This is a genomic window from Anaerostipes amylophilus, assembly GCF_025567365.1.
Lineage (GTDB): Bacteria > Bacillota > Clostridia > Lachnospirales > Lachnospiraceae > Anaerostipes > Anaerostipes amylophilus.
The window spans coordinates 418,397-431,813 of record NZ_JAOQJG010000001.1 but is presented as its reverse complement, the minus strand read 5'-3'; the positions used below and the strand labels follow the sequence as shown (position 1 = coordinate 431,813).

8 protein-coding genes and 1 pseudogene are annotated in these 13,417 nt (G+C 38.3%); 5 read left to right on the top strand and 4 right to left on the bottom strand.

Annotated features, from left to right (window positions below; all coding sequences use genetic code 11):
- Positions 1-59: 59 nt before the first annotated feature.
- Both OCV53_RS02115 and OCV53_RS02110 read right to left on the bottom strand, forming a co-directional pair.
- Entirely contained in the window at positions 60-434 is a 375-nt protein-coding gene (locus tag OCV53_RS02115; protein WP_055196422.1) for a DUF3783 domain-containing protein, read from the bottom strand.
- 33 nt (positions 435-467) lie between these two features.
- Positions 468-2,870, bottom strand: coding sequence for an endonuclease MutS2 (locus tag OCV53_RS02110; RefSeq protein ID WP_055196421.1), 2,403 nt, complete (start codon positions 2,868-2,870; stop codon positions 468-470).
- 198 nt (positions 2,871-3,068) lie between these two features.
- Here OCV53_RS02110 and ppk1 point away from each other — a divergent pair, with 198 nt between their 5' ends.
- The 3 genes from ppk1 (at position 3,069) to rlmD (ending at position 7,640) form a co-directional block, all read left to right on the top strand.
- Positions 3,069-5,129, top strand: a complete 2,061-nt coding sequence (gene ppk1, locus OCV53_RS02105) for a polyphosphate kinase 1 (RefSeq protein WP_055196420.1) — start codon at positions 3,069-3,071, stop codon at positions 5,127-5,129.
- A gap of 145 nt (positions 5,130-5,274) precedes the next feature.
- A complete protein-coding gene (locus tag OCV53_RS02100) occupies positions 5,275-6,216 on the top strand; it encodes a 3'-5' exoribonuclease YhaM family protein (protein WP_022374925.1) in 942 nt (313 codons plus the stop codon).
- Between the two features lie 44 nt (positions 6,217-6,260).
- On the top strand, positions 6,261-7,640 hold the full coding sequence (gene rlmD / locus OCV53_RS02095) for a 23S rRNA (uracil(1939)-C(5))-methyltransferase RlmD (RefSeq protein WP_055196419.1): 1,380 nt from the start codon (positions 6,261-6,263) through the stop codon (positions 7,638-7,640).
- 164 nt (positions 7,641-7,804) lie between these two features.
- Here the strand turns inward: rlmD and OCV53_RS02090 are convergent, their stop codons facing one another.
- Complete coding sequence (locus OCV53_RS02090) at positions 7,805-8,878, bottom strand: 6-phosphofructokinase (RefSeq protein WP_055196418.1); 1,074 nt, start codon at positions 8,876-8,878, stop codon at positions 7,805-7,807.
- A gap of 296 nt (positions 8,879-9,174) precedes the next feature.
- Here OCV53_RS02090 and OCV53_RS02085 point away from each other — a divergent pair, with 296 nt between their 5' ends.
- Positions 9,175-10,134 (top strand): sugar-binding transcriptional regulator, encoded by a 960-nt coding sequence (locus OCV53_RS02085; RefSeq protein WP_242852084.1) that lies wholly within the window; start codon positions 9,175-9,177, stop codon positions 10,132-10,134.
- Positions 10,135-10,218: 84 nt separating this feature from the next.
- Here the strand turns inward: OCV53_RS02085 and OCV53_RS12395 are convergent.
- Positions 10,219-11,510, bottom strand: a pseudogene (locus OCV53_RS12395) (group II intron reverse transcriptase/maturase).
- A 646-nt stretch (positions 11,511-12,156) separates the two neighbouring features.
- Here OCV53_RS12395 and OCV53_RS02075 point away from each other — a divergent pair.
- Complete coding sequence (locus OCV53_RS02075; protein WP_055196415.1) at positions 12,157-13,413, top strand: zinc-binding dehydrogenase; 1,257 nt, start codon at positions 12,157-12,159, stop codon at positions 13,411-13,413.
- Positions 13,414-13,417 lie beyond the last annotated feature (4 nt).

Sequence of the window (13,417 nt, the reverse complement as noted above, 5' to 3'; positions counted from 1 at the left end):
TAAATATTTCTTGTTATCTTATTTCCGTCACATATACGAAAGCCTATCAAATCAGAAATTTAAGAATGCATCTTCGCATGTTCATCCCGAAGATTCTCATACAATTTCCGAGAATCCCACTTCTGATTCTCTTCTGTTAAAATCGCTTTCAAAGGAATTCCAGCAATGCGCTTCTTATGAAATCCTTTAATTATCTGATCGATCTCAAAACTGGTCAATCCAACTATGATCATCATCTCATCATCAAAAGAAAAATCACCAGAGAGATCTTCGCAGAATTCGAATCCATCAATATCTGCCAGGTATCCAATGGGCTGTCCAAAGTCAGATTCATTAATCTGTTTGATACGAATCTTTAAAGGCATTAAAACCCTGCGGATATCCAGTGCACGTTTTTTGTCTTTGATATTATATAATAAAATCTGTTTTTTCATCACTTAAAAACCTTTCTATCATATTGTTAGAGATTACAGCATAACAACTGTTACACCAAGATCGCCTTCACCATATTCACCATCACGATAACCAGAGATACGTTTCTGTTTCTTTAACTGCTTAAAGTAATTATGCAATCCCTTACGCAGTGCACCAGTACCTTTTCCATGAACAACAGTAATCTGTGCCAGGTTAGCAAGACAGGCATCATCAATATATTTATCAAGCTGTGCGATCGCTTCATCAACTGTCATACCCATTACATTAATTTCAGGACGGATGGAAGCGGATTTGTTGATCGCAGTACGTCCACGGTTGCGGCTTTCATTTCTTTGGTTTTCACGTTTGACATCTTTTGCAGTCTTTGTGATCTCAAGATCTTTGATATTAACAAGAGAACGCATCATACCCATCTGAACATATAAATCCCCTTTTGCATTTGGAAGGGTGGAGACAGTTCCTGCAAGGGAAAGACTTGTTACATAAACTTCATCTCCTACATGGAAATCGCTTGCTTCATGGCGTTTCTTGCTCTGCTTCTTGGATTTATAAGCCATCTGGCCTTCTAGTTTTGTCATGCGGCCACGAAGATCGCTTCGCATATGTTCCATTTTCTTATTAGCATTTGGATTCTTATTTTGTTTCTTTAACTTGTTATATTCGCGGATCGTAGAGTCTGCAACCTCTTTCGCCTCGGAAATGATGTTGTGAGCTTCCTCACGAGCTTCACGAAGCATCTTATCACGTTTTTCTTTGATATTGTCCTGACGGGATTTGAGACTCTTACGAAGTGTTTCAATTTCCTTGCGGTATTCAAGAATCTCTTCTTGTTCTTTCTCAATCGTCTGCTTACTCTTCTCAAGATCAGCTAAGATCGTTTCAAAGTCTTTGACAGATTCATCAATCTGTTCTGCCGCTCCTTCAATGATATGTTCATCTAATCCTAATTTTCTAGAAATTGCAAACGCATTACTCTTTCCAGGAATACCGATCATCAGACGGTAGGTTGGAGAAAGAGTTTCCACATCAAATTCACAGGAAGCATTTTCAATATCATCGGTAGAAAGTGCAAACATCTTAAGTTCACTGTAATGGGTTGTTGCCATTGTCTTGATTCCTCGATCGTGCAGATCACTTAAAATAGAAATCGCAAGTGCGGCACCTTCGATTGGGTCTGTACCACCACATAACTCATCAAGTAAGACTAAAGAATCTCTGTGAGCCTGCTGAACGATGGATACGATATTTGTCATATGAGAGGAGAACGTACTTAAATTTTGTTCAATACTCTGTTCATCCCCGATATCTGCAAAAATCTCACGGAAGATACCAAGAGAAGAACCCTGGAATGCAGGAATATGAAGCCCAGCCTGTCCCATTAAAGATAATAATCCAACGGTTTTTAAAGATACCGTTTTACCACCAGTGTTTGGTCCGGTAACGATCAGCATGGAAAAATCTTTTCCAAGAGAAACGTTGATCGGAACAACTTTTTTACGATCTAATAAAGGATGACATCCCTGTTTGATATTGATGATTCCATCTTCACGGAAAATAGGTTTGGATGCATCAAGATCCTTGGCATATTTGGCTTTCGCGAAAATAAAATCTAACAGGACAAGTGTTTTCTGATCATGTGCAAGATCGTCAACAACATAAGAAGCCTGTTCACTTAGCATAGAAAGGATATGCTCAATTTCAGACTGTTCTTTTCCTTCTAATTCTTTTAATTCATTATTTAATGTTACAACAGACATCGGTTCGATAAATAATGTATTTCCAGAAGCAGACTGATCATGGATCATTCCTTGGAAAGAACTTCTGTATTCCTGTTTGACAGGGATACAATAACGACCATTTCTCATCGTAACGATCGCATCCTGCAGTTTATCCTGATTGGAAGCAGAACTTACCAAAGCAGTTAACTGTGTATGAATCTTCTGATTTGTCTGTTTCATAGCACGGCGGATGTGCTTTAAAGTAGAAGAAGCATCGTCACTGATCTCTTCCTCGGAAATGATACAGCGGCGGATTTCGTGTAATAGATCATCTAAAGGCACTAGACTTTCAAAAAGTTCATCGAGAGAATCAGCCTCAATATCATCCTCCGTGCGGACCCCGTAAGAATCAGCGTTCTTTACAGATTCCAGAACACGGGCGATATCAAGAAGTTCTCCGGTTCCAAGAGTACCTCTCATCTTTAATCGTGCAAGAGAAGGGGAAAGATCACTTACCCCAAAAAAAGATACATTTCCACGTTTGTAGATACGTGTCAATGCATCCTGTGTCTGATCCTGAGCATTTAAGATATCAGCTTCCTCAGTCATCGGTTTTAAGTTGGCACACATCGACTTCCCAAGCTCGGTTGTCGCGTATCCGGTTAAAATATTTATGATCTTATCAAATTCAAGTGTTTGTAATACTTTTTGATTCATGAAAAATTCCTCATTTACATTAAATTATTGCAACTCATTTTACATATATAAAATAAGTTTATCATAGATTGTTTTTGCTGTAAACATAAGGAAAATGGGAAAGATATGGTTAATTTACAAGAACTTAACATATCAAGATATTTGATTTTACATTGAACCAGTACAATGAAAATGTATATAAAATAATTGGAGGAAAAGATGAAAACACAGCAAAAGATTTTTATGAGCCGGGAACTATCCTGGCTCAAATTTAATGAAAGAGTATTAGAAGAAGCTGAGAATAAAGAAGTACCACTGTGTGAGAGACTGACATTCGCATCTATTTACCAGAGCAATTTAGACGAATTTTTCATGGTAAGGGTTGGATCACTGATCGATCAGATCCTGCTAGATAAAAATATGAAAGAAAACAAGACAAAAATGACACCAAAAGAGCAGCTGGATGCGATCATGCCGCAGGTTCGAAAGCTTAATAGAAGAAAAGATAATGTATATGAGGAGATGATGGATTCTCTCAAAGAACATAATATTCATTTTGTCAATTTTCAGAAAATATCCAAAAAAGAAAGTGAATATTTAAGAGCTTATTTTCAGGCAGAAATCGCACCATTGATTTCTCCAACGATCATCGGAAAGAGACAGCCATTTCCATTTTTAAAAAATAAAGAAATTTACGCAGTAGCTGTATTAGAAACTAAAAATGGAAAAGAAAAATTAGGAATTATTCCATGTGGAAATGAAGTGTTTGAGCGTCTGATCAATATTCCAGGAAAAGATGCCTATATGTTATCTGAAGAAATGATCCTTCACTATGTGCCAAGAATCTTTAAAGGATATCATGTCAAAGCAAAAACATTGATCCGCATTACAAGAAATGCAGATATTGATGCAGATGCTATGTATGATGAAGATCTTGATTATCGTGACTTTATGGTAGAATTGATTAAGAAACGAAAAAAATTAGCACCTGTAAGAATGGAACTTTCAAAAGAAATGGATGGAGAGATCATTGATCTTTTATGCGGGTATCTAGACCTTGATCCAGAATATGTATTTTATAATTACACACCATTAGATCTTTCTTTCATATTTACGATTCAGGATATTTTAAGAAGAGAGACAGATCTTTTCTTTGACAAAAGAGTTCCGCAGAGATCTCCTCAATTTAATGAAGATGAATCGATCATGGATCAGATTGCGAAGAAAGACAAACTATTGTCTTATCCATATGAAAGTATGCGTCCGTTTTTAAAATTACTTCAGGAAGCTGCAGAAGATAAAGATGTAGTATCAATTAAAATGACATTATATCGTGTAGCAAAACAAAGTAAGATCATCGCATCTTTGATCGAAGCGGCTGAAAATGGAAAAGATGTCACAATTCTTGTGGAGTTAAAAGCAAGATTTGATGAGGAAAATAATATCGAATGGTCCAGACAGTTAGAAGATGCAGGGTGTAGGGTTATTTATGGATTGGACGGTTATAAGGTACATTCAAAACTTTGTCTGATCACAAGAAAGAAACAGGGAAAAGTTGGATACATAACACAGATCGGAACTGGAAACTATAATGAAAAAACAAGCCGTCTGTATACAGATTTATCTCTGATGACAGCGAATGTTGATATTGCGATGGAGGCAGCAGAAGTATTTCAGGCGCTATCTATGGGAGAGACTGTGGAATCCGTGGATCACTTGCTTGTTGCACCACATTGTCTGCAAAATAAAGTGATTCATATGATCGATCGGGAAATTGAACATGCGAAGATCGGAGAGTCAGCCTACATTGGATTAAAAATGAATTCTCTGACAGATAAAAAGATCATGCAAAAATTAGTGGAAGCTTCAAAAGCGGGAGTTAAAATTGATATGGTGATCAGAGGAATCTGTTGTCTGATTCCTGAAATCAAAGGAGAGACAGAGAACATCCATGTAAGAAGTATTGTTGGAAGATATTTAGAGCATTCAAGAATCTATATTTTTGGAACACGAGGAAGAGAAAAAGTATATATTGCGTCCGCCGATTTTATGACGAGAAATACACTGAGAAGAGTGGAAGTGGCAACTCCGATTTATGATCCAGATATTAAAATGCAGTTGATCGAAATGTTCATAACAATGCTTTCTGATAATCAAAAAGCAAGGGAAGAAGACAACAAAGGGAATTATAAAATTCCGAAAAATCAGGATACACCATTAAATTCACAGGAGTTCTTTTATGAACAGGCATATAGAAGTGCTGGGAATGTAAATCTTTAAAATATTGAAAGACTGCCTAGAATCTAAATGAAATTCCCCTAGATTTTACAAGCAAACTATGGCATAATAACATAGGTAAAAAAATAGAGGATTTAAAAACGCCAGAAAAGAAGTTGGCGGAAACGAATTAGAAAGGCACAATAACATGAGATATATTAGTGATTTACATGAAGGAGATCAGGTTTCCGAGATTTATTTATGCAAGACAAAATCCCCGGGAACATCCAAATTTGGAAAATCATATTATTCCCTGACATTACAGGACAAGACAGGAATGATCGATGGAAAGGTATGGGAACTTACCAATGCGATCGGACATTTTGAAGCGATGGATTACATTTTAGTCAGAGGACAGGTAACAAGCTATCAGGGTTCTAACCAGTTAAACATCCAGCAGATCAGAAAAGCTCAGGAAGGTGAATTTGACATGGCAGATTATATGCCAAGTACGAAGAAAGATATTGATGGGATGTTTAAAGAACTTCTTGCAATGATCAATAAGACAAAGAACCAGTATTTAAAACAGTTAGCAGAAAAGATTTTTATTGAAGACAAAAATTTTGCAAGAGAATTCAAAGTACATTCAGCAGCAAAAAGCGTACATCATGGATATATCGGAGGACTGTTAGAGCACAGTTTATCCGTAGCAAAGATCTGTGAAAGCTATGCAAGTCTGTATCCACAGTTAAACAGAGATCTGATCGTGATGTGTGCATTATGGCATGATATGGGAAAAGTCGAAGAATTATCAAGTTTCCCAGAGAACGATTATACAGATGAAGGACAGTTAGTTGGACATATCGTAATGGGAGCGATCAAATTAGATCGTCTGATCCGCGAGATTCCAGGTTTCCCACCAAAACTTGCGAATGAAGTAAAACATTGCATGTTGGCACATCACGGAGAATTAGAATTCGGATCTCCAAAGAAACCTGCATTATTAGAAGCAATCGCTTTGAGCCAGGCAGATAACTTAGATGCCAAGATGGAAACATTTGCAGAAATCATGGAGAAACAGAAAGAAGATCAGGAATGGTCAGGATTCCAGCGTCTCCTAGACACAAGAATCCGTAAAACATCAATCTAATAAACAGACATCAGTTAACCGATCACAAAGATACAGAGGTGCGTATGGAATTTAAGAAAAATCAGATCGTAGAACTCTATATCGATGACATTGGAAACGAAGGAGAGGGCATCGGCCATATAGATGGTTATGCCCTCTTTTTAAAAGATGCGGTCATCGGAGACAAAGTTCGAGCAAAGATCATCAAAACAAAGAAAAATTACGGCTTCGCAAGAGTGGAAGAAGTCTTAGAAGCATCCAAAGACAGAGTAACTCCACGATGCCCAAAGGCAAGACAATGCGGAGGCTGCACATTACAGCATTTAGCTTATGAAAAGCAGTTAGAATATAAATTTAACAAAGTAAAAAACTGTTTAGAAAGAATCGGAGGTTTAGAAAACATCGAAGAAAAAATGGAACCGATCCTTGGAATGGAAGAACCATTTTACTATCGAAATAAAGCCCAGTTTCCAGTCGGATATGACAAAGAAGGAAATCTGATCACAGGATTTTATGCAGGAAGAACACATCATATTATTGACTGTACACATTGTATGATCCAGCATCCAGTTAACGAACAGATTTTACTAAAGGTCTTAGACTACATGAAGAAGAATAACATTACAGCCTATGATGAAAAGACTCATAAAGGCCTTGTTCGCCATATCGTAACAAGAGTCGGATTCAAAACAGGCCAGATCATGGTCTGTCTTGTTGTAAATGGAAGTAAAAAGAATTTAAAAAATTTAGATAAGCTCGTCGATTCCTTGACTGAAATCAAAGGAATGACAAGCATCTGTGTAAATATCAATAAAGAAAAGACAAACAGAATTCTGGGAAGCAGGATTGAAGAAGTCTATGGTAAACCATATATTTACGATTACATCGGTAATGTAAAATATCAGATCGGACCATTATCCTTCTTCCAGGTTAATCCAACACAGACAAAAGTGCTATATGAAAAAGCAATGGAATATGCAGACTTAAAAGGCGAAGAAACGGTATGGGATCTTTACTGCGGAATCGGAACAATCTCATTATTCCTAGCTCAGAGAGCAAAGAAAGTCTACGGAGTAGAAATCGTCAAAGAAGCCATCGACGATGCAAAATTAAATGCCAAGATGAATGGCTTTGACAATGCAGAATTTTTCGTAGGAAAAGCAGAAGAAGTACTACCAAGAGAATACGAGAAAAATGGAGTTTATGCAGACACGATTGTTGTCGATCCTCCAAGAAAAGGATGCGATGGGAAGCTGTTAGAGACAATGGTGAAAATGGCACCAAAACGCATTGTATATGTAAGCTGCGATCCGGCAACTTTGGCAAGAGATCTGAAGGTATTGTCAGGGGAAGGATATGAAGTTGAGAAGGTTTGTGCAGTGGATCAGTTTAGCCATAGTTCACATGTTGAAACTGTGGTTAGGTTGAGAAAAAGTAAATTTTAATTTGTGGTTGATGACGGAAATTATTGGTGGAATATTATAAAAAGGGTTATCTGTCTGCGACGCGCTCTCGCTCGACTCACACGCAGCTGTACTAAGCTCCTGAATGGTCTAACGACCATCCAGGAGCTTAGTGCAGGCGTGTTCCTACGGTCGCAAATCACAATTTACTCCCCAAAACTTATCCCAATGGTTTTAGCATCCTTGATCATCTGACACTTCGGATCAACATATTTCAATTTTCCGGCGACATCAGACAAAGGAACTTTCTTTGTATCTCCATCAACAATTCCAACCATATAACCATACTCTTTATTAAGGATCAGTTCAGCAGCATATGCACCAACTCTAGTAGCAAGTACACGATCGTAAGCACAAGGAGATCCGCCACGTTGTGTATGACCTGGAACTGTGACTCGGATCTCACGTCCTGTTTTTTCTTCTAATTGAGCTGCAATCTCATAAGCAACAGAAGGATATCTCCGTTCAGCAAGTTTTGCTTTATACTGTTTCTTCTTTAACTTCGCATCTTCTTTAGAAATTGCACCTTCTGCAACAGCGATAATAGAAAATCTTTTTCCAGCTGCGAAACGATTTTCAACGACTTCTGCTACTTTATTAATATCATAAGGGATCTCCGGCAGCAAAATCACATCGGCTCCACCAGCAATTCCGGCGTGTAAAGTAACGTGTCCAACTTTATGCCCCATAACTTCAATAATGAAAACACGACTGTGTGAAGAAGCAGTTGTATGAATGCGATCAATTGTATCCGTTGCAATATCAACAGCACTCTGAAATCCAAAAGTCATTTCTGTTCCCCAGAGATCGTTGTCGATTGTTTTTGGAAGTGTCACAACATTTAAGCCTTCTTCGCGAAGCATATTTGCAGTTTTGTGAGTTCCATTTCCACCAAGAACCACAAGGCAGTCAAGCTTATATTTACGATAATTCTTTTTCATGGCTTCCACTTTATCAAGACCATTTTCATCAGGAATACGCATTTTCTTAAATGGTTGTCTGGAAGTTCCAAGAATTGTACCTCCACGGTTTAAGATTCCAGAAAAATCATCTGGTGTCATACGGTCAGCAATATCGTAGATCAGACCTTTATATCCATCGCGGAAACCATAGATCTCCAGATCATTTCTCTTTACACTTAAACCTTTTATTACACCACGCATGGCAGCATTCAATGCCTGACAGTCGCCACCGCTGGTTAAAATTCCAATTCTTAACATGAAATTATCTCCCTTCTGGTTTTATATTTGTATTTAAACCATCTAACATTAGTTAACTACTATTTTAACATATAATTATATACAAAAATTATAAAATTTAGTAAATAAAACGTTAAGAAAGCGTAAAATCTGATAAAAAGATAAGATCATAATCTTTGTTTTCGTACAATCAAAATATCCGATAAAACAGATTAAGAAAATATAAAAATGTGCATTGAAAATAAATAAAAAACCAGATAATATAAATATAGAAAGTCACATATGAAATGTGGCATATTCACGACGGAGGAAGCCAGATGAAAAGTGATCGTTTTTTAATAAAAGCAGCAGAACTTTATTACCGTGATGGATTATCGCAACAAGAGATTGCGAAAAAATTACATACATCAAGAACCAGTATTTCCAGAGCATTGATCCAGGCGAGAAATGAAGGGTATGTTCAGATCAGGATTCAATATCCTGAACAAAGTGATCTTGCATTGGAACGGAAATTAGAAGAAAAATATGGATTGACAGAAGCATTGATCGCTGTTCCGGCATATGAACAGTCATCGGATCAAGAAGTAGCGTTTCAAGCGGTAGACTATATTCTAAGAGTTTTGAAAAAAAACATGGTATTTGGAATGACATGGGGAAGAGCCATGCATGAATTTGTGGAGCAGTTGGCGAAAGATGAACGTCTTAGATCTCTTTCATTTCAGAATGTAAAAGTTGTTCCATTTCTTGGAACACCGGGAGCGATACAGTCAGATTCATGGAATACAACAACATATTCCAATACACTTGCAACGAAAGTCGGAAATTTATTACACTGTGCAAGTTATAACTTGTCTGCACCAATGTATGTGGAAGGTACAAAAGAAAAAGAGTTGATCGAAAGTATTGATGAAATCGCCAAAGTTCTTCATATGGCAGAAACAGCGGACATTGCATTGATCGGAATCGGATCGATGCAGGACGATTCTTCGATTATCAAGGCAGAAATACGGACAAGGGAAGAATACAAGGAACTAGTGAGAAAAGGTGCCGTTGGAGAAATCGTTGGAAGGATTTATGACAAGAATGGCCAGACGGTTGATGAGGATCTGAAAAGAAAAATGGTTGGAATTTCATTGGATAAGATCGCAAAGATACCAGTCAGAGTCGGAATGTCTTATGGAAAAGATAAGATCGAAGCAATCAAAGGTGCGATCGCAGGTGGATTAGTGAATGTGTTGGTAACAGATGTGCCGACGGCAGAGTTATTATTAAAATAATATAGAGATAAGAATCGAGTAGGAGGCGGTGACTAACCGCCGTCCTCTCACACCACCGTGCGTACCGTTCGGTACACGGCGGTTTCAATAGTTGACGTGCACAGACTGATAGGCTGTGGCTAAATCATAAAAGCCACTGTTTATCAGTCTTTCTTTTGTCATTGCCATGTTTATTGCAACTGTATGCGTTGCGAACCAATGTCCACGTCGGGTATTACCCGCTTGCATTGCCAAGTCTTCGGGCACTCCCATCTTGATGAGGTTACGTGCCTTTGTCCTCGGTTTCTTCCACTGTTTCCATATACACATACGTATTCTGTGATAGAGCCATCCGTTGATGTCATCTATGTTGTTCTTCATACTTGCAATTCCGTAGTAGTTAAGCCATCCCCTCGTATACACCTTGATTTTCTCAAGGCTTGGCTTGATTGACTGACATCGCTTACGGGAAGATAACTCCTTCAGTCTAAACTTAAACTTCTTCCATGACTTCGGATGAACTCGGACATAAATGCCTTTTCCGTTCCTTCCCAATGCAAAGCCAAGGAATTTAAAATTTCGGATTGCAAACACGCTGACAGTACAGCTCTTTTCTCGGTTGACTGTAAGTTTCAGCCTCTCCTCAAGAATTCTTGGTCGAACTCATTGAGGTAGACATTTGCCAGCAATGGTGATAGATTTCCACCTTGTGGTGAGCCTTCCTCTGTGTCAATGACCACTCCGTTTTCCATTACACCGCTTTTCAGATAGCGCTTTATCAACTGTACTACACGTTCATCTTTTACATTCTTTCGGAGAAGATTGATAAGAATTTCGTGATTAAGAGTATCGAAGTACTTTGACAAGTCAAGGACTACAGCAAATGTATAGCCTTGTTCTGCATACTCCTTAACCTTAAGTATTGTATCTTTTGCACTTCTGTTCGGACGATAGCCATAGCTACCCTCTGCAAACAGCGGTTCATAGATTGGCACTAACTGTTGGGTTATTGCCTGTTGAAGTGTACGGTCTACCACTGTTGGTATGCCAAGCTTTCGCACACCACCATCTGGCTTTGGAATTTCAACTCGTCTTACTGGAGACGGAGTATACTTTCCACGATAAATACGGTCAGTTAACTCTCGTTGATGTTCCTTTAGATATGGAAGAGCCTCCTCTATGGTCATGCCATCAATTCCTGGCGCTCCCTTGTTTGCCTTAACTCTCTTATATGCTCTGTTAAAGTTGTCTTTATACAGTATCGCTTCCAAAAGTCTCGGCTGTGCACTGTCTCTTTCTTTCCATATCCGATTGAATGACCTAAGCGCTTTCGCATACCCTTCATGTTCCGCATTATCTCTTTGCAAACAGCCATTATTCTCAATGTTTTCTGCCATATACGGTCATTCCTCCTTTCTCGGTCATACTCAAGACTCCTACTGATTCGGTCCTTCACCTCTCGGCTACTATGGCCTTTGCTGACTTCTGTGCGTTCAGCATTGCTTTATGCAATGGTTACCTCTTTCAAGGCGTACCGCACAGACCTCCCTAGGTACCACACGTTTCTTCCTCTCCATCCATCTGCCTCATCTATCATGCATGATTCCGTGTAGTTATTGGGCTTTGATTTGATATGCAACCTTACCCTCATGCATAACCTCGTATGAGATTTCTGTCCGTCAGACCAGAGATTTGCCCGTGAGTTAGTATGTTCCTCACATCCAGCTTCCTTCAGATTCCACCTCACGATGGACACCCTTGCCTTCGGCTATATCCTTCCCACTACCGGGTGGATTCGGGACTTTAACCCGTTAGAAACGTGCGCCGCTAGGCGCACATATGAAGCTGATATGCAAATAAAAGTAAGCATATCAGCTTCTTTTTTATTGTAAAAATCTTGTAAATCAGCACTTTTTGTGTGATGGAAAAATAAAAAATTGTATTGACAAATAAAAACGTTGAATCTATAATAAAAAATATCAAATGACAATGTACTTGGTCATATGACCACACAACACAAACAGAAAGGAAAAGGGATAAGCTATGAAGACAAGAGCAGTCAGACTTTATGGGGAATCAGATTTAAGATTAGAAGAATTTGATATGGGAGAACTGAAAGACGATGAGATCTTAATGGAACTGATCACTGACAGTGTCTGCATGTCTACTTACAAAGAATCTATTCAGGGAGCAAAACATCAGAGAGTCAACGATGATATCAGCGAACATCCGATCATCGTAGGACATGAATTTGCAGGAATCATTCGTGAAGTTGGGGCGAAGTGGAAAGATAAATATCAAGTTGGAACAAAATATACCATGCAGCCAGCGATCAATATCAAAGGTTCTATGGCAGCCATCGGATATTCTTATGAATACTGCGGAGGAGCAGCAACCTTTATCAAAGTTCCGCCAATTGTAATGGAAAAAGACTGCTTATTACCTTTTGATGAAAACAGTGCATTTTTTGAGGCATCACTGGCGGAGCCTATGAGCTGTATCATTGGAGCATTCCATTCTATGTACCACAGTGAACGTGGTGTTTATGAACATAAGATGGGAATTGTAGAAGGTGGAAAGAGTGCACTTCTTGCAAGCTGCGGTCCAATGGGATTAGGAGCGATCAGTTATATGTTAAATTGTGATCGTAAACCTTCTTTACTGGTGATCACAGACATTGATGAAGTAAGATTAAAAAGAGCTAGTGAATTATTTACAGAAGAATATGCCAAAGAACGAGGTGTTGAAATCCATTTTGTCAATACTGCGAAAGTCGATGACCCAGTGAAGACATTAAGAGATTTAACTGGTGGAACAGGATTTGATGATGTATCTGTATATGCACCAGTCAGACCAGTGATCGAGATGGCAGATGAGATTTTAGGATTTGACGGATGCTTAAACTTCTTCGCAGGACCAGTGGATCCAAAATTATCTGCGATGTTTAATTTCTTTGACGTACATTATAAGATGCACCATCTGGTAGGATCAAGCGGTGGGAATACCGATGATATGAAAGAATGTTTAAAACTTGCAGGAGAAGGAAGATTAGATCCAGCTGTTATGATCACGCATATCGGGGGAATTGATGCACAGATCGATACGATATTGAATCTTCCAAAGATTCCAGGAGGAAAGAAACTGATGTATCTTGGAAAGAATCTTGAACTAACAGCAATTGAAGATTTTGAAGAAAAAGGAAAAACAGATGATAGATTTAAAGAATTAGCTAAGATTACAAAAGAACATAATGGATTATGGTCCAAAGAAGCAGAAGATTATCTGTTAGCTAATTTTTAAAAAT

Excerpts from the sequence above, each read along its gene's own strand:
- OCV53_RS02085 (WP_242852084.1), top strand. The coding sequence starts at position 9,175 with ATGAAAAGTGATCGTTTTTTAATAAAAGCAGCAGAACTTTATTACCGT.
- rlmD (WP_055196419.1), top strand. The coding sequence starts at position 6,261 with ATGGAATTTAAGAAAAATCAGATCGTAGAACTCTATATCGATGACATT.
- ppk1 (WP_055196420.1), top strand. The coding sequence starts at position 3,069 with ATGAAAACACAGCAAAAGATTTTTATGAGCCGGGAACTATCCTGGCTC.
- OCV53_RS02090 (WP_055196418.1), bottom strand. The coding sequence starts at position 8,878 with ATGTTAAGAATTGGAATTTTAACCAGCGGTGGCGACTGTCAGGCATTG.
- OCV53_RS02100 (WP_022374925.1), top strand. The coding sequence starts at position 5,275 with ATGAGATATATTAGTGATTTACATGAAGGAGATCAGGTTTCCGAGATT.
- OCV53_RS02110 (WP_055196421.1), bottom strand. The coding sequence starts at position 2,870 with ATGAATCAAAAAGTATTACAAACACTTGAATTTGATAAGATCATAAAT.
- OCV53_RS02075 (WP_055196415.1), top strand. The coding sequence starts at position 12,157 with ATGAAGACAAGAGCAGTCAGACTTTATGGGGAATCAGATTTAAGATTA.
- OCV53_RS02115 (WP_055196422.1), bottom strand. The coding sequence starts at position 434 with ATGAAAAAACAGATTTTATTATATAATATCAAAGACAAAAAACGTGCA.